Genomic DNA, 18,050 nt, shown 5'->3' on the forward strand with positions numbered 1-18,050 from the left:
TTGCATATCACCTCGCTGGAGATTGACAACTTCAAGTCATTTGTAAAAAAGACCAAAATACCCTTTTACGATGGCTTTACGGTAATCTCCGGCCCGAACGGCTCGGGAAAAAGCAATATTATAGACAGCATTCTCTTCGTCCTCGCGCTCTCCGGTTCCCGCACCCTGCGGGCGGAGAAACTCACCGACCTCATCAACCTCAACTCCGGGAAGAACACCGCTGAGGTCACCATCACTTTTTCGGACGGCACCAGGATACGGCGCCGTATCAAGCGGACGGAGAACGGATATTACAGTTATAACTACCTCAACGACCGGGTCTGCAAGCAGGCGGACGTGACCGCGTTCCTCTCCCAGTTCGGGATCGTCCCCCACGGCTACAACGTGGTGATGCAGGGGGACGTCACCCGGATCATGGAGATGAGCGATTACGAACGCCGGAAGATCATAGACGAGATCGCGGGGGTGGCCGAGTTCGACGCCAAGCGGGACCAGGCCCTCCAGGAACTCGAGGTGGTCCGGGAGCGGATCGAACGCGAGGAGATGATACTCCACGAACTCGCCGAGCGGATGGAAGAACTGGCGAAGGAGAGGGAGCAGGCCCTCGCGTACCGGGAATGGCAGGAGAAACTTGACTATTACCAGTCCTGCCGGGCGGCAGCGAGCCTCCGGGACAAGGAGAAAGAACTCGGGTCCCTCGCCAGGCTGATCGTCGATCAGCAGACTGCGCTCTCGGGAATTCTCTCGGATCGGGCCCTCGAGGAGCACGAGATCTCCTACCTCCGTGCCGATCTGAAAGAGATCGACGACCAGATCAACGAGAAAAGCGGCTCCGAGTACCTGCGCCTGATCGCGGACCTCGAGGAGGCCAAGGGAAGCATAAAGGTATCAGAACAGAGCATCTCCCGCCTGGAGAAAGAACGGGGGACGGTTCTCGAGTCCATCAACCGGTGTTTCGTGGACATGAAGCGGGCCGAGACCCGGGTCGCGGAGCTCACCCAGTCCATCCGGGAGCTCTCCATCGACCGGACGAACCTCGCCATGGAAGCGGCTACCGCGAGGGCGCGGGTGGAGAAGATCCAGGGGGAGCTCGAGAAGGAGAGCAAGGACACCGAGGGGGCGAGGGACGAGCTCTTCGCCCTGATGAAGGAGGTGGAGGAGAAGAGAGCGGGACGGTCTTCGGTCCTCCACCAGCAGGACATGCTCATCGAGAAGAGCCGGATGCGCACCTCGGAGAAGGAACGGCTGGAGGAGCGGCTCCGGGTGCTCGACGAGGACTCCGGGGCCCAGGCTGCCCAGGCGGAAGAGTTCGCCCGCCAGGTGAAAGCCCTCGAAGAGGAACGCGAGGACCTCGACCGGGAGCTCTCTGCCCTCGAAGGCGCGGTGTTTGCCCGCCGGTCGACCCTCGAACGGGCGAGGAACGAGTTAAAGGTCGTCGAGCAGGAGGTCATCCGTCTGGAGGCCCAGCAACAGGCCCGCGGGGAGGGAGGCTCCCGGGCGATGGAGGCGGTGATGGGGATGGAAGGGATTTACGGCACCCTTGCCCAGCTGGGAAAAGCCCCGCCGGAATATTCCACCGCACTGAACGTGGCTGCGGGAGGAAAGCTCCAGTATGTGGTGGCGAAGGACGACGGCAGGGCGGCCGGGGCGATCTCCTACCTCAAGGACCAGAAACTCGGCAGGCTCACCTTCCTCCCCCTGAACAAGATGCGGCCGCCCGAACTCCCCAGGCTGAAGGAGGAAGGGGTGATCGATTACGCGGTCAACCTCCTGGAGTTCGAAGCCGCCTATGCCGATGCGTTCCGGGTGGCGCTCGGCGGCACCGTGGTAGTGAAGTCGCTCGACCGGGCCCGCGCCCTGATGGGGAAGTACCGGATGGTCACCCTGGAGGGCGAGCTCGTGGAGAAGAGCGGCGCCATGACCGGCGGGTCGTTCAAGCGGCCCGTGAAGGGGTTCGGCGCTGCGGTGGAGGACGAGATCGGCAGGCTCCGCGCCCAGCTCGCGGAGATGGCGGAAGAGGTCCGGGAACTGGATCAGGGCGTGACCCGGGGCACCGCGGCGATAGAGGAGCAGCGGGCGAAACGGAACGAGATCACCCAGAACCTGGACCGTTCCCGTATGATGCGGGAAGAGTTCACCCGCCGAAGGGAGGGGTATGCCGGGGAGAAAGATGCGGTCAATGCCGATCTCGCCCGGATCGCGGAGGAGGTGAAGACGGGTGCGGCGGAGCTCGCCGCGCTCGAGGCATCCCTCGACGCAATGACCGAGGAGATCACCCGGGTAGGGAAGAAGATCGACCAGATCAAGAAACGACTGGACGACACTGCCATTCCGGCCCTCACCGACGCGCTCGAGAAGAAGCGGAGAGAGCAGGAGGATGTCGAGCGCCGTCTGCGGAACAAGGAGTCGGACATCGGCGACCTCTCCAGGGAACGCCAGCACTTCTCTACCCGGGTCGAGGAGCTCCGTGCGGAGAACGAACGGTATAACGAGAAGAACCGGGAGATCGATGCCGAAGTCGCGGGGGCGAAGGAACAGATCGAGGCGGCGCGGGAGAAGATCGGGGAGATCGAGGAGCGGCAGAAACAGTTCTCGTCGGAACTCGCGGAACTCCGGGCCCAGCACGACCGGGTCGCGGAGTCCATCGGCGCATCGGAGAAGAAGATCCTGGAGTTCGATGCGGCGGCAGAGAAGGTGCGGATCCAGGTCCAGGCGCTCGAAGAGCGCCAGGCAGCCCTTGCCGCCGAGATCGACCTCCTCAGGGCGGAGGTGGGTGACATCACCACCGACCTCACCCTGCAGGAGATCGAGGACCACGTCGCCGAGGCGAGCCTCGCCATCCGGAAGATCGGGGCGGTGAACATGCTCGCCATCGAGGAATACGACCGGGTCCGGGTGCGGGTGGACGAACGCACCGAGAAGAAAGAGGTCCTCTCCCGGGAACGCACCTCGCTGATCGAGCGCATCGAGCACTTCGAGAAGATGAAGTACGAGGCGTTCATGGAAGCGTTCCGGGCAATCGACGGGAACTTCCGTGAGGTGTTCGCGAGGCTGACCAGCGGGAGCGGGCACCTGATCCTGGAGAACGAGGAAGACCCGTTCGCGGGAGGGCTCTCGTTCGCGGTGCAGCCCCGGGACAAGCCGGTGCACCTCCTCTCCGCGCTTTCGGGCGGGGAGAAGTCGCTCACCACGCTCGCGTTCATCTTCTCCATCCAGCAGTACATCCCTGCACCGTTCTATGCGTTCGACGAGGTGGACATGTCGCTCGACGGGTCGAACGTGGAACGAATAGGGGATATGATCAAGGAGCTCTCGAATACCTCGCAGTTCGTGATCGTCTCCCTCCGAAAACCCATGCTCGAAGGCGCCGACCGGTTGGTCGGGGTGACCCTCCTCCCGGACAAGAGCACCTTCGTGACCGGCATCAAAGTAAATGACTGAAGAACCGGTTGAGATCCTGGTCCAGATGGCGGAGCGGGGCGAGATAGACCCGTGGAACATCGACATCGTCGAGGTCACCGACCGGTTCCTCTCCGAGCTCGAGCGGAGGAGGGAACTCGACCTGCGCATTTCAGGCCGGACCCTGTTCTTTGCTGCGATCCTCCTCCGGATGAAGTCCGAGGCCCTGGAGATGGGGGAAGAGGAGGAAGAGGGCGAACCGCTGGAAGACGAAGACGGGGACCTCTTCTCGTTCGGGGACGATGACGAGGAGCCGGGGACCTCACGCGAATCCGGTCCCATCGACCTCCTGGAACGGGAGATATCCCGGCGGCTCGACCGGAAAAAGCTCCGGAAGAGCCCGATCACGCTCTTCGAGCTGATTATCGAACTCAAGAACGCGGAAAAAGAGCAGCGTCGCCGTCACCGGTTCCGCTCCCCGTTCAGCGAGCTGATCACCGCGGAGGACGTGGTCGCCATCGCCCACGACGAGGAATACAAGGAGACCGCAGAGGCGGTGATGGAGCAGTGCGAGGACCATCTCGCAGGGGAGGAGGTCATGACCCTGCGGGAGATCGCTGCGCTGCTCGGAAAAGGGCTGCTTGACATCTACATCCCCCTGCTGTTCCTGATGTCCGAGGGCCGGGTGATGCTCTGGCAGGAGGAGTTTTTCGGTGAGATCTTCGTGCAGGCTTCCCGGGTAGAAGCAGAGTGAAGAGGGGGGGCCTCGGCCGGAAACGACCTCTTTATCATGGATACAAATCCGGCCTCTTCCTGATGCACCTTTTTTCATCATGGTCACCGGGGAAGCTGGACTTCTCGGCGGCATTCAGGTGAATCATCTTTCACTCTTGGGTTGCAGGTATGGAGAATTTTTTTCTGATTTCTCTGAACCGGGATTTTACCGCTACGAGTGTAACGACAAGAGCCGGGAGGATAAAACAGCCTCCCGGGATGGGACAACCTCCGCACCCGGCGCCACACGAACCCGGCAGTAAAAGTGCAAAAGGAGATACCGCGCTCGCGACAACGAACGCCCAAAACCCTCGGACGCTGCCTTTTCCCTGACCCGGGGGTGTCATCGTTTCCTTCCGTATTCATATGCCGCGTGTGGGCAGGCATTCGTGCATTCCTGGCAGGCGATGCATAAATGGGAGTCAACGGATTTATCGGCCGATATTGCCCAGGTCGGGCAGAAAACTTCGCATTGTGAGCAATTTTGGCACCTTTCCGCGTTATGGAATACCCGGTACATCCCGGCCCGCTTGCCTGCGGAATGGGACAAGTTCGAGAGGACACCGAGTGGACAGAAAAAGAGACACCACCCCCTCCCACCTGACATAAGAACTCCCCCAATGACCAGCCATGATATCAGGGCAATAAGTGAGCCGGTATGCCAGTATGAAACGGAGGATAACTGGCCGGTGAGGCCATTGGCGATGTTCTGGAGCACTGACGAGGTGCAATAACGGCAACACACACTGCTAAGGGATGCAATCCGGTACCCCACGATTACCGATACCGCAACGAACCCGGCAAAGAATCCATACCTCAGTCCCTTCGTTATCAGGGGATCTTTGATCCTGATTCTGTAATAATCGGGAAGCGGCGTTATCCTGCTTAAACATTCGCTCAATGAACCTACAGGGCAAAGCCATCCGCAGAATACCGGGCCGACAAAAAAAGCAATCAACACGACTCCAAGGATGAATGCAGCCGCGACGGATCCGAGCAAGGCATACCACCTCCCTCCAAAAAGCCAGTCTATTGGCATCCTGTAACACATGGTGTGAAGTGTTGGAGATGCCATATTGCCGGTGACACCGTAAGCAAGTCGTGCAATCACTGCGAAAGGCCCTACAAACAGGAAGAAACCCAGGATAAGTGCGAGATACCGCCAGCGGTTGTTGCGAATTGTACTGACGGGATTCCTCAATGACATTCGCCTCCTGTCGTATTTACGGTGTCTTTGCCGTTTACAATGGTTATCGGAAGGAAAGTGAGCATTTCGCCGCTGTCAGCATCGGAAAAGAGCAGGCCGCCTTCGCACACCACTTCGTTATAAAGCCGGTCGCCCGGTATCTGGAAAAACCAGTCGATTCCAAGATTGCCGACGGATTCCCCGGGGGGGAGCGGTTCCAGGAATGTGCGTGTATCGGGGTCGTAGGGAAGATTGGCGCTCATCTCCCAGCGTACCGGGATCGAAATATTCACGAGTTCCACCCTTATCCTGACAGGTGTTTTCCCCACATTGGTAATGGTGTGAGTTGAAATTCCCTCGATGTCTGGATTCAGGACTTTCTTCAGGTTGCCCCGCTGCTGCAGGTCTATCATGATCGGCGCCATCTCGATAGGTGCTCCTCCCCCCCTGACGATGGTGGACTTGGAGATAACACCCCCTGGTACTGCTACCTTGAAGTGGACCATCTCAGATTTCCCAAAATCGCTCGCATACGCTGCTGCTCCGAGAGTGAGAAAAAATGTGAATAACACGGCGATAATGATAATGCCAAATTTTTTCATGTCTTTTCCTCTTCGCAAAATTCACTCCGACTGCTCGGCACTGGAGGGCTTCATCCGGTTTAACTAAAAATAAGACAGAAATTATATAGATATTTCCTGGAATGCGGATATGCGTTGGGCGATATCACTCCCCGGATATACTATCAATCTCCGGGAATAACCGCGATGCACACCTCAATGAAGAATTCTTACCGGGCGGACGACTGTCGAACTACCCGGCAAAGCGTTGTTGAAGTCTTTATTCCGCAGGACTTCCTGATGCCGGAGTGGCGGGTGCAAATCTGGCGGGAGGAGTGTTTCGGGGGGATCTTCTTGCACACTTCCCGGAAAGGAGATCAGGATAACTCGAAGAGGGGGCCGGGTGTAAGAGACGGGCGGGTCGTTCCGGTTCGGAACATGATGCCGCTGCAGAGTGAGGATTCCGATTCCGGTCGCCCTTGTTTGTTTAATCCGATCTCCGGCATCCGCTCCGACCGAGACAAAAGGGGAAAAAGGAAGAGATTTTCAGGCCTGCTTGAACCACGCCTTGACCTGCGGCTGGAACAGGTACCAGAGGATGATGATGTCGATGATGATCCCGATGACGGCCGAAGCGGTGTTGGAGAGGATGGACAGGAGGTTGATGATGACGCCGATGATGGTGAAGATGACTCCCACAGGCCAGACCCACGGCCAGCCCTTGAAACAACCGATACCCAGGAACAGGAAGACGAGGCCGATGACGACAAAAATCACGCCGACCGCGGCACCGATCGCGCCGAGTCCTATAATCGCCAGTGCTGCACCGCCGACGGCTCCTCCGATGACGGTAAGGATGCCGGCAATAAACCAGAGAATTCCGATAATCGTAACCCCGAGGGGGCGAGCTTGATCTGCCATACAGCAGAGAGTTCATTTCCCTAATATATATAGATATGACGTGTTTTTCGAAGATATCGGGATGAGGGTCCTGAATTTATCCTCAAATCCCGTTGGATATGCGATCCGTGACTCCGATCCGTCTCAAACGAAAACGGACTCCGGGGCCCGGAAGCCTTGCAGGCTACGGGCTCATTCTCCCGCATTTTCTGTCAATCCCGGATCCTGATTTTGAGGCAGGCACCAAAACGGTTCAAGCGTTGCATCCTGCATGCGTGAGGTTCCTGCACACGCACAAATTCAGGAGATCAGGTTTCACGATGGAAGCGGGGTCAAAATATGGTTTTCCGACATCCCGGATCAATCTGGCGGAAGTTTCCATATCCTGGTAAGGCCTCCTGTTGGTGGCAAAGGCTGGGGGCAGCACTCTGAAAGGTCCGCCCCACCGGCCCCCGGGTTATCCGGGAAGGGAGACGCCGCCCTGGACGGCCGGGTCCCGGTTTAGTCCGGGACCGTGTCACCACGTCGCCTGCGGGGGAGCTCTCCCCGTCATCCGGGACTCGTGGGGGCGGAGCGTCATATTGCCTGCGATGCGGACTCCAGAGCGATCTGCGCGAAGACACGTGCCGCCGCGAGGTCCCCGCGTGCGCGCGAGGAGACCTCGTGCATGCGCGGGATCGCCGCATTGGCCGGAAAATTGCTGTCGGGACACTCTACTTCCCTGGTTCTTCCGGCGCCCGGGGGTCGGGAGACCCCCTCAAGGATCGCGGTTTCCGGGGAGATATCAATGCAGATTATCTGCGCGGGAGAACAGGAACTGCGCCAGGCCCGTTGCCGGCCTTCAGGCAATTTATCACGGATGTGGGTTCCAGATCATCACAGTTCCCCCCATAAAATGGAAATTTCCGATATCAAAGCAAAATTCTTTGATTTTTCCGCATCAACCCCAAGTATCAAGACTTATATACCAGTCGTGAGAACATAATATGGCTCCGGGGATGTCTGGAATACGACGCAATATGCGCCGTGTTTCGGATTCCGGATGAGGAACGCGTTCGCAAGGTTAATAACCTTCCGCGGACAACATGTGTATCCTCAAGTGAGTGAGGAACGTGGTCGCAAAGGTTAATAACCTTCAGCGGACAACATGTAGATCCTCAAGTTGCGATGAAGAACCGGATGAACAAGGACGATTCCGGCTCTGATGCATGATTCACCGTTCGCGGTGAACAAGTCCCGAACCGCGCTCCGTTCAAGGATCGCGGGGAGGATCAGGCCCGCCCGGAAACGGGAAAGGGAATGATTAAATACTCACAGCACTAACACTATTACCCTCTGTGATGGAGAACCAAGCTCCCCGGCAAGACCGGTTTTGGTTCTGACGCTGGTACTGGCAATGCGGAAATTTGTTTAGTAACCGCTAATTCCTCGAGAAAAAAAAGTACTTCAATAGTGTGCATTTACATTCTGGTTGATCCTGCCAGAGGCCACTGCTATCGGGGTTCGATTAAGCCATGCGAGTCGAGAGGTGTAAGACCTCGGCATACTGCTCAGTAACACGTGGACAATCTACCCTAAGGAGGGGGATAACCCCGGGAAACTGGGGATAATACCCCATAGGTTACAGATGCTGGAATGCACTGTAGCTCAAAGGTCCGCCGCCTTAGGATGAGTCTGCGGCCGATTAGGTTGTTGTTGGGGTAACGGCCCAACAAGCCTTTGATCGGTACGGGTTGTGAGAGCAAGAGCCCGGAGATGGATTCTGAGACACGAATCCAGGCCCTACGGGGCGCAGCAGGCGCGAAAACTTTACAATGCGGGAAACCGTGATAAGGGAACCCCGAGTGCCCGTAAATTCGGGCTGTCCACCAGTGCAAATAACTGGTGAAGAAAGGGCCGGGCAAGACCGGTGCCAGCCGCCGCGGTAATACCGGCGGCTCGAGTGGTGGCCACTATTACTGGGCTTAAAGCGTCCGTAGCTGGGTTGTTAAGTCTCCTGGGAAATCCACCGGCTCAACCGATGGGCGTCCGGGGGATACTGGCAGCCTAGGGACCGGAAGAGGTGAGAGGTACTCCAGGGGTAGGAGTGAAATCCTGTAATCCTTGGGGGACCACCTGTGGCGAAGGCGTCTCACCAGAACGGCTCCGACAGTGAGGGACGAAAGCTGGGGGAGCAAACCGGATTAGATACCCGGGTAGTCCCAGCCGTAAACGATGCGCGTTAGGTGTATCGGTGACCACGAGTTACCGAGGTGCCGAAGGGAAACCGTGAAACGTGCCGCCTGGGAAGTACGGTCGCAAGGCTGAAACTTAAAGGAATTGGCGGGGGAGCACCACAACAGGTGGAGCCTGCGGTTTAATCGGACTCAACGCCGGAAACCTCACCGGATAAGACAGCTGGATGATAGCCGGGCTGAAGACTCTGCTTGACTAGCTGAGAGGAGGTGCATGGCCGTCGTCAGTTCGTACTGTGAAGCATCCTGTTAAGTCAGGCAACGAGCGAGACCCACGCCAACAGTTGCCAGCTCGTCCTCCGGGATGGTGGGGACACTGTTGGGACCGCCTCTGCTAAAGAGGAGGAAGGAATGGGCAACGGTAGGTCAGCATGCCCCGAATTATCCGGGCTACACGCGGGCTACAATGGACAGGACAATGGGTATCGACACCGAAAGGTGAAGGCAATCTCCTAAACCTGCCCTTAGTTCGGATTGTGGGCTGCAACTCGCCCACATGAAGCTGGAATCTGTAGTAATCGCGCCTCAACATGACGCGGTGAATATGTCCCTGCTCCTTGCACACACCGCCCGTCAAACCACCCGAGTGAGGTCTTGATGAGGCTGCGGTATACGCCGTGGTCGAATCTGGGTTTCGCAAGGGGGGTTAAGTCGTAACAAGGTAGCCGTAGGGGAATCTGCGGCTGGATCACCTCCTAATGAAATTTCGGGGAGCGGTTGCTGAACAAACCGTAAAATAGCCGGTATCAGCGAGAATACGAACAGGGGGCTCATAGCTCAGCTGGAAGAGCGCGGCGTTTGCAACGCCGAGGCCATGGGTTCAAATCCCATTGGGTCCACTTTCGATGCACCTGGAGATGCGAGTCACCAGGGAAGGGTTGAGGGTCATCTGACCCGACGAAGCCGTGTAAAGGTTTGCACTCAGGACGTTATATGGGTTTGACGGAATACCAGTCTAAGCCTGTCAGTGGATGGCTCGGTTCGAGTGCCGAAGAAGGGCGTGCCAAGCTGCGATAAGCTCCGGGTAGACGCATGGAGTCTTTGATCCGGAGATCCCCGAATGGGACATCCCAACACTTCGGTGTTGATCCGTTGAGGATCGGTAACGCCCCGAATTGAAACATCTTAGTAGGGGCAGGAAGAGAAATCAACCGAGATATCGTTAGTAGAGGCGATCGAACACGATAGAGTTCAAACTGAATCCCGCAAGGGAGATGTGGTGTTATAAGCCCACCGTACGATACCTGAAGGTCAAGCGGAAGTCGTCTGGAAAGTCGCACCATAGAGGGTGACAGTCCCCTACGCGTACGCCAACAGGGTCAGGTGGTGTCTTGAGTACCGCGGGTCGGAATTCTCGCGGGAAATCGGGGGTCATCAACCTCCAAAACTAAATACAACTCGAAACCGATAGCGAAATAGTAGCGTGAGCGAAAGCTGAAAAGTAACCCTGGAAAGGTGGTTAAAAGCGCCTGAAATTGACAGGTGACGGTGGGTTACGGCATGAAAGGATCTTCCACACGAAGAAACCCGTCGCGAGGCGGTAGTACGGGTGTGGTTGCCGATGTCGTAACGTACGTTTTGAAGAACGGGCCAGAGAGTTTATTCTATAGGCAAGGTTAACCGCAAGGGGAGCCGAAGGGAAACCAACAAGTCCGTAGCTTTTGCATGGGACGACGTATTAAAAGTGCGTGGAGTCTATAGGATAAGACCCGAAGCCTGGTGATCTATGCGTGGGCAGGTTGAAGCGTGTCGAAAGGTGCGTGGAGGACCGCAAGCGGTTTTGATATGCAAATCATTCGCGTGACCTGCGTATAGGAGTGAAAGATTCATCGAACCAGGCATCAGCTGGTTCCTCCCGAAACATGCCGCAGCATGACCTGGCCGGAGATAGATGGTGAGGTAGAGCACTGATTGGGGGAGCTGGGGGAGAAATCCCTCACCCCCCTGCCAAACTCCAAACTCCCCATCGTCCAAGAAGGCTGGAAGTCCGGGCTACGGGGTAAGCTTGTAGTCCGTAAGGGAATCAACCCAGACCGTGGTTAATGTCCCTCAATGTAGGCTAAGTGTTAACACTGAAAGTGGTCCTAGGCCAAAGACAACTGGAAGGTGAGCTCAGAAGCAGCTATCCTTTAAAAAGTGCGTAACAGCTTACCAGTCAAGGTTTAGGGCGCTGAAAATGGACGGGGCTAAAGCCTACTACAGAGACCACGGAGCACCGAAAGGTGATCTCGTAGGGAGGCGTTCTGCATGGACTGAAGCTGGGGTGTAAATTCCAGTGGACCGTGTAGAAATGAGAATTCTGGCAGTAGTAGAAGCATAGTTGGGTGAGAATCCCAACCGCCGCAGGGGCTAGGATTCCTCGGCAATGTTCGTCAGCCGAGGGTTAGTCGGTCCTAAGTTACGCCGTAACTCGAGCGTAGCGAAAGGGAAACAGGTTAATATTCCTGTACCGTCCGTCTGTAACAACTTCGGTTGTCCTGACGCTTCGGGATATGTTGAGCAGGGTCGTCGCCCTGTCTAAGCATCTAACTCCGTGGAGTACCGTAATGGTGAGAAGCGGATGAAAGTGTGATGGAGTAATTCGACAAATTCCTGGAGCCCATGAAAAGGGAGACGGCGTCCGTACCGAGATCTGACACAGGTGCCCCTCGCTGAGAAGGCGAAGGCGTGTCGGTGATAATTGTGTTAAGGGAACTCGGCAAATTGGCCCCGTAACTTTGGGAGAAGGGGTGCCTGCCTGGAGATCAGGCAGGTCGCAGTGACCAGGGAGCTCTAACTGTCTAATAACAACATAGGTGACTGCAACTCGGAAACGACTAGTATAGTCACTGATTCCTGCCCAGTGCGAGTATCTGAATCCCGGTTTCAACCGGACGAAGGACTCGTAAACGGCGGGGGTAACTATGACCCTCTTAAGGTAGCGTAGTACCTTGTCGCTTAATTGGCGACTTGCATGAATGGATTAATGAGAGCTCTACTGTCCCTAACACAAAGCCGTTGAACCTTTTGTCCTAGTGCAGAGACTAGGGACTCCTATTGGGAAGTGAAGACCCCGTGGAGCTTTACTGCAGCCTGTCGTTGAAATACGGTATTACATGCGCAGCGTAGATGGGAGATGTTAATCCGTCCCTTGCGGGGGGCGGGGAGTCAACAATGAGACACCATCCTTGTTCTGCTGTATTTCTCACTCTTACGAGGACATCGATAGGTAGGCAGTTTGGGTGGGGCGCCACACCCTCGAAAAAATATCAAGGGTGCCCTAAGGTCAACTCATGTGAGTCGGAAACTCACAACGGAGTGTCAAGAGCAAAAGTTGGCCTGACGCGATTACGAAAAGCAAGTAATCGCGAGAGGAAACTCGGGTCTAACGAACCAATACGCCCTGTTGATGAGGGCTATTGACGACAGAAAAGCTACCCCGGGGATAACAGAGTCGTCGCCGGCAAGAGCACATATCGACCCGGCGGCTTGCTACCTCGATGTCGGTTCTTTCCATCCTGGCCGTGCAGCAGCGGCCAAGGGTGAGGTTGTTCGCCTATTAAAGGGGATCGTGAGCTGGGTTTAGACCGTCGTGAGACAGGTCGGTTACTATCTAATAGGAGTGTGTGGAGTCTGAGGGTAAGAATGAAATAGTACGAGAGGAACTTTCATTCGGCGCCTCTGGTCGATCGGTTGTCCGACAGGGCAATGCCGAGCAGCTACGCGCCAAGGGATAAAAGCTGAAAGCATCTAAGCTTGAAACCCGGCCTAAAAAGAGACTCCGTTGAGGACATCAGTAAAAGACTGGTTTGATAGGCCTGGGATGTACGCACGAAGGCAACGACGTGTTCAGTCCGCAGGTACTAACGTCCAATTACTGGTATTCACCACGTCAAACCCAGACGAAATTCTGAGTGCAAACCTTATAGCCAATGCTATCGTAGAGTATAGGGCTATCACGCGGCTGCCAAGGTGGCGGAGAGGCTACGCGGTTGACTGCAGATCAACTACACTCCGGTTCAAGTCCGGACCTTGGCTTTGGGTGATGGCGGCCATAGCAGTCGGGCAACACCTGGACTCATTCCGAACCCAGAAGTTAAGCCGACTCACGTAGAGTACTGTACTGAGGTACGCGAGTCCTCGGGAACTACTCCACGCTGCCATCACCCTTCTTATTGCATCGAAAAATCCAATCAGTTCTGCATGATTATTCCGTGAGCATACATGCTCGCGATAGTTTCTGAAGTGCAAACCTTTGAGCGGACACGCTCCCGGGATACTATGATCTTTCCGCCATGACCTTACAGGCAATCGGATCTTTTCCCGGACGCGGAGTTCAATCGCACCTGCATCGCAAGGGATGCCGGCAGGTTCGCGGCCTGCGGTGAATACTCAAAATTATAATTGCCAGTATCCGCAAAATTCTACCAGGAATTCCAGAAATTCCGGTTCATACCCGGGACCTGGTGTCGGGCGACGGCGGCCATAGCAGCCGGGCAACACCCGGACTCATTCCGAACCCGGAAGTTAAGCCGGCTCACGTAGAGTACTGTACTGAGGTACGCGAGTCCTCGGGAACTACTCCACGCTGCCGTCACCCTTCTTTGAATCAGCCTGAATTATGAATTAATTCTGGAAGGCTTTTCTCGTGGGAATATAGGCTCACGAAATTGCGTATTTTCTGAAGTGCACACCGGGTAGCGGATGCGTTCGCGGGGTTCCAGGATCCTTTCGGCCTGATGACAGTCGGGTTTTCTCCTGGAGAAGGAGGTTTTATTGCCTGCATCGTAAAGGATGCCGGCAGGTTCGTGGCCTGCAGCCGTAGTTTGGAAAATTATCCACAGAAAGCCAGTTGTTCTCCTGTATACAATTTCGCGGACAATGCTCCCGGAATCGTTATAGAGTTGATTGTCATCGCAACGGTTTCGGATTAAGGAAAAAGGTGTTTGGCCGGAGAATTCTCGATCCCGGCATTATTAATATCCTGGACTTCTGAGAATCTGACAAGAACCCGGTGAAAACCGTCATGCCGTATTATTCCGAATCCGAATCAAAAGAATTAAGGGAAAAATTCGAGGAGATTGTCCTTTCCTGGCCTGACGTAACGAAAAAGATGATGTTCGGCTCTCCGTCCTATGCACGCGGGGGAACAATTTTCGCGATGCTTGTGAGCGGGGGCATCATCCTTACGCGCCTCGATGAAGACCGCAAAGCGGCCCTGCTGAACGAGACTGATGCGGAGTATTTCGTCGGTCATGGAAGGGTGATAAAAAAATGGATTCATATCAGGATTAAGGATATTTCAGATGTCGATCGGTATATCCCCTTTATCGAGGCGAGTTATCGCTCAGCAGAAGAATAAAAAAGGGGCCGCAAATCGGGTATGATACCCTTAATTGATGCTATTTCCACGTTCTCCTGGACCTACTCTCCCAAACTGAACCGGATCGCCCGGTCATGAATGATGTCGTCGTAATCGGCACCGGAGGCCGTGTGCGGATTGAGGTAGGCCCGGTAACCGATCATTATCGGGTCATCGAGCCCGAGACAATAGCCGGGCTCTGCACAAGGATGTTCCGGGGTCGAGGTCGGCACCACGACATAGTATTTTTCGTTCGTGTCTTGAGGCGGCTGGCGTAGCACCTTTACCGCGTACAGGTAGGGAGCCATCGGGTCCCCGGGGATATATTCCTCTGCGCTCCCGGTGAAAACGTGACTGCTCATGCCTGTCACGCCGTTCCAGCTGCGGTCGCCGCACCCGAACACGTACTGCATCGGGTTGTCCTGGCACGAACAGGTGATCCAGTCTCCGTACACCCCGAAATTGGAATAGGTAGCCAGGCCGGTTGCCGCATGGTTGACCCCGTAGACCACCACCATATCGTCGTTTCCCAGCACGAAATTGGCCGCCTCGCCGGAGAGCGACGTCCGCAGGTAGGGCGTGTCGGAGCCTTCCCCGGCTACGAACTTGTGGTAAAGGGGCGAGCTCGGGTCGGTCTCCTCCAGCACATCCCTTGAATCGGCAAACCAGCGGATGGATTCATAGGATTCGTACGAGGCATTGGGCGTCTGGGCGATGATGGCGTTTTTCAATCGCTCCAGCCCGTTTTCCAGGTCGGGATAGAGCTCGCGCTCGCTCTTCCATTTACGGACCCGCGGGTCGGGCGTGGGGTAAGGGTCCAGTACCGGCGCCGTTTCGGGCGTAACCCGCCATACCCTGGCATAGTGGTTATCACTGAGGTATTGGTCCCCTTGGGTCTTGCTGACGAAGTTGGCCGTGCGCAACAGGATGATAAACGAATCGGCGAGCGGGGTCTCGGGATACACGCCGAGGTTCAGCAGCCCGGAAGGAATGATATAAGGATTGATCATGGATTCGGGATAGCCGGCCTCCCGGGCATGGGCCGCTACGCGTTCGTAGACACCCCTGTCCGGCGTGAAGATCACCATCGTCTGTTGGCCGAAGGGTGTGCCGCCCCCCTCGGTCTTGATCAGGGCGTTGTTGAGCGGGTCGTTCACGGCGGCGTTCATCCAGTCCCCTTTGGGAACGAGGCTGTCTTTGTGGCGGACCCAGAGGTAGACCGTGAAGCTGAAGTAATCGCACGGCGGGGGTGTCGGCCCCAGGTAGATCACCCCCTCGTCAGGCCTGAGCCGGAGAATCGTGATCCCCCTCTCGAAGGGATTATCTTCTCCAAAAGGCGAGACCGGGACCATCAGCACTTTGTAGGGTTGGCCTGCGTTGTTGCCGTTGGCCGAATCGCCGATGCCGGAGTCCAGCAGATCGACGATCGGATCGACGGGTGTCATTTGGCCGCTGTTGACAATAAATCCGTGTTCCTCAAGGGTTGCCCGAAAGATCTCAGCCCGATGCTCGTCGCTCATCTCAATCAGGGTGATAGGTGCCAGGACCTTCACTCCACCAGCCGGAACCGTGACGTTCGTGCTATATTGCGCGTATCCGGCGAGGGTAAGGGTGAGGACATGGTTCCCTGCGGGCAGATTGTTCACGAACCGATCGGTGATCCCGCTTATGTTGCCATCGATACGGATGGTTGCATCTTTTGGATAGGAGGCCACGTACAGGGTCCCGGTCTCCTCCGGCGATGGTCCTCCTTTGATGAGGGTGATGGGTGCCAGGACCTTCACTCCACCGGCCGGAACCGTGACGGTCGTGCTGTACGGCTGGTATCCTTCTTTCACCAGGGTCAGGTTCTGGTTCCCTGCAGGTGCGTCCGTCACGAATTTGTCGGTCATGCCGTGGTCGGTTCCGTTAATGAGAATCGTGGCACCCGACGGGTACGAGGCAACATACAGGGTTCCGGTGACCTCGGGCGACGGTCCTCCCCTGGTGAGGGTGATGGGAGCCAGGACCTTCACTCCACCGGCCGGAACCGTGACGGTTGTGCTGTACGGCAGGTAGCCTTCTTTCACCAGGGTCAGGTTCTGGTCTCCTGCAGGTGCATCCGTCACGAATTTGTCGGTCATGCCGTGGTCGGTTCCGTTGATGAGAATCGTGGCACCTGAAGGGTACGTGGACACGTACAGGGTTCCGGTTACCCCCGGCGACGGTTCTCCCTTGGTGAGGGTAATGGGAGCCAGGACCTTCACTCCGCCGGCCGGAACATTGACCACGGTAGTATATGGCTGGTATCCTTCTTTCACCAGTGTCAGGTTCTGCATACCTGCGGTAATGTTGGTGACGAACTGGTTCGTGACCCCTTGTTCTGCGCCGTTGATGAGGATGGTCGCCCCCGTTGGGGAGGATGCGACATACAGGGTCCCTTCCGAAGGGAGAGCAGTTGCTCCTGTGATAAGGATACAGAGGAATAGAACCAGAATTATATAACGAAATTTCATGAGATTCCACCTATATTTCGATCTTTTGGAGTTACAGATAATCTATTCTACCTTGGGTTCTGAAGGTGTAACTCAATGTTTTGGATAAAAAAGATATGCCCGTGTAGCGAATGCCCCAATTCACGTCATGATCCATTTTTTAGTGCCGGCAGGGTCACGACCCGGGATGGTTCACTCGTCGCAATATACCTGCGTCGGCTCGAGAATTCCCGGGAACTTCTCCCGGCAGGACTTCCGTGCAAGGTAGCAGAGGTGGCAGGCATCTGCAACCGTCGCCGGCGGAGTATACTCCAGGTCCCGGGCGAGTTGTGCAGGTCCCCCTTTCAGAAGCGGTCCGCAGATCGGATGGTTTTCTGGTGAATAGTTCCTGACGAGTTCTTCGAGCGGGTGTTTCCAAACATTTCCCATGCATATCCCCTGGCATATCTGGACATTCCCGAATGCATCCACGTGTACCCGCGAAGGTTCCCGTAAGTCCTCGTAGGGACAGGTCCTGAATTCCTGCCAGTCGCGGGCGTCGGCATACTGGCTCAGTTTCGCCGCAGCCCGCCCCCGGAACATGATGCTCCCGCCGGTGACGACTCCTTTCTTTTCCTCTCTCGGAGATCCCCTCATTTCCGGACCCGATGCCCCCGGCTCCAGGGCGAGGATTTTTGCCGGCAGCCCCATCTCCTTTGCTGCCCGGAATGCCCGCCGGGCGGCATTTTCCTCCCGGATCTCGTAATGGAAAACGTCTTCGCTGATACTGAGATCCGAAAGCCCGAGATTAGGAAAAGGTTCCAGGAAACACCGGGCGTTCTCTATGGAGGTGGCAAAGTACCCGTTGGTCACGATACCGACGGCGTATCCCCGGTCTCTGGCCTGACGTATGCCATTGAGCATAACCGGATAGAAGAGGAACGGTTCGCCGCCTTCGAAGTAGATCTTTTGCACGGTCCCCAGGGCATCGGTCTGATCGAGGAGCGTGGTTATCTGGCTGGGGGTGAACGTCCCCTCCGAATACGGGCTGCTGCAGACGAAACAGTGTTCGCACGACATATTACACATGTAGGTTGTAAGGATATGCACCTGGGTTATCATGACCTTGGAATCTCCGGAAATGAGCAGGATTATATCCGTAGGCCTTAAAACAGCTTGTCTTCGGGAACGTTACTAGTATGC

At 56.2% G+C, this 18,050-nt stretch carries 8 protein-coding genes, 2 tRNA genes and 4 rRNA genes; 9 read left to right on the forward strand and 5 right to left on the reverse strand.

Annotated elements, in window-relative coordinates:
- Together smc and J2741_RS10150 are read left to right on the forward strand one after the other, a co-directional pair.
- A complete protein-coding gene (gene smc / locus J2741_RS10145) occupies nucleotides 1-3,441 on the forward strand; it encodes a chromosome segregation protein SMC (protein ID WP_209675145.1) in 3,441 nt (1,146 codons plus the stop codon).
- Nucleotides 3,434-4,153, forward strand: coding sequence for a segregation/condensation protein A (locus J2741_RS10150; RefSeq protein WP_209675146.1), 720 nt, complete (start codon nucleotides 3,434-3,436; stop codon nucleotides 4,151-4,153). The genes smc and J2741_RS10150 overlap by 8 nt, the downstream gene beginning before the upstream one ends.
- A gap of 363 nt (nucleotides 4,154-4,516) precedes the next feature.
- Here J2741_RS10150 and J2741_RS13135 read toward each other — a convergent pair whose 3' ends face one another.
- From J2741_RS13135 to J2741_RS10165, 3 genes are all read right to left on the reverse strand, one after another.
- Nucleotides 4,517-5,380, reverse strand: a complete 864-nt coding sequence (locus J2741_RS13135) for a 4Fe-4S binding protein (RefSeq protein ID WP_209675147.1) — start codon at nucleotides 5,378-5,380, stop codon at nucleotides 4,517-4,519.
- Nucleotides 5,371-5,961 (reverse strand): hypothetical protein, encoded by a 591-nt coding sequence (locus J2741_RS10160; RefSeq protein ID WP_209675148.1) that lies wholly within the window; start codon nucleotides 5,959-5,961, stop codon nucleotides 5,371-5,373. Before J2741_RS10160 ends, J2741_RS13135 begins: the two co-directional genes overlap by 10 nt.
- A 504-nt stretch (nucleotides 5,962-6,465) precedes the next feature.
- Nucleotides 6,466-6,840 carry a hypothetical protein gene (locus tag J2741_RS10165; RefSeq protein ID WP_209675149.1) on the reverse strand — a complete coding sequence of 125 codons (375 nt, stop codon included), beginning with the start codon at nucleotides 6,838-6,840 and terminating at the stop codon, nucleotides 6,466-6,468.
- A 1,443-nt stretch (nucleotides 6,841-8,283) separates the two neighbouring features.
- Between J2741_RS10165 and J2741_RS10170 the strand changes: the two genes are divergently transcribed.
- From J2741_RS10170 to J2741_RS10200, 7 genes are all read left to right on the forward strand, one after another.
- Nucleotides 8,284-9,750, forward strand: a 16S ribosomal RNA gene (locus J2741_RS10170).
- 69 nt (nucleotides 9,751-9,819) lie between these two features.
- Nucleotides 9,820-9,892: transfer RNA gene (locus J2741_RS10175), tRNA-Ala, on the forward strand.
- Nucleotides 9,893-9,998: 106 nt separating this feature from the next.
- Nucleotides 9,999-12,918: ribosomal RNA gene (locus J2741_RS10180) — 23S ribosomal RNA — on the forward strand.
- 80 nt (nucleotides 12,919-12,998) lie between these two features.
- Nucleotides 12,999-13,070: transfer RNA gene (locus J2741_RS10185), tRNA-Cys, on the forward strand.
- 6 nt (nucleotides 13,071-13,076) lie between these two features.
- Nucleotides 13,077-13,198: ribosomal RNA gene (rrf, locus tag J2741_RS10190) — 5S ribosomal RNA — on the forward strand.
- A gap of 309 nt (nucleotides 13,199-13,507) precedes the next feature.
- Nucleotides 13,508-13,629, forward strand: a 5S ribosomal RNA gene (rrf, locus tag J2741_RS10195).
- Together the 16S, 23S and 5S rRNA genes with 2 tRNA genes alongside form the textbook arrangement of a ribosomal RNA operon.
- Before the next feature lie 429 nt (nucleotides 13,630-14,058).
- Complete coding sequence (locus J2741_RS10200) at nucleotides 14,059-14,394, forward strand: TfoX/Sxy family protein (protein WP_209675150.1); 336 nt, start codon at nucleotides 14,059-14,061, stop codon at nucleotides 14,392-14,394.
- A 62-nt stretch (nucleotides 14,395-14,456) separates the two neighbouring features.
- Here J2741_RS10200 and J2741_RS10205 read toward each other — a convergent pair whose 3' ends face one another.
- Together J2741_RS10205 and J2741_RS10210 are read right to left on the reverse strand one after the other, a co-directional pair.
- The gene (locus J2741_RS10205; protein WP_209675151.1) at nucleotides 14,457-16,889 is read right to left on the reverse strand and encodes a PEGA domain-containing protein; all 2,433 of its coding nucleotides are present in this window, start codon (nucleotides 16,887-16,889) and stop codon (nucleotides 14,457-14,459) included.
- Between the two features lie 171 nt (nucleotides 16,890-17,060).
- Nucleotides 17,061-17,969: a radical SAM protein gene (locus J2741_RS10210; RefSeq protein ID WP_209675152.1), complete on the reverse strand. Its 909-nt coding sequence runs from the start codon at nucleotides 17,967-17,969 to the stop codon at nucleotides 17,061-17,063.
- Nucleotides 17,970-18,050 lie beyond the last annotated feature (81 nt).

The organism is Methanolinea mesophila, from assembly GCF_017873855.1.
GTDB classification, from domain to species: domain Archaea; phylum Halobacteriota; class Methanomicrobia; order Methanomicrobiales; family Methanospirillaceae; genus Methanolinea_B; species Methanolinea_B mesophila.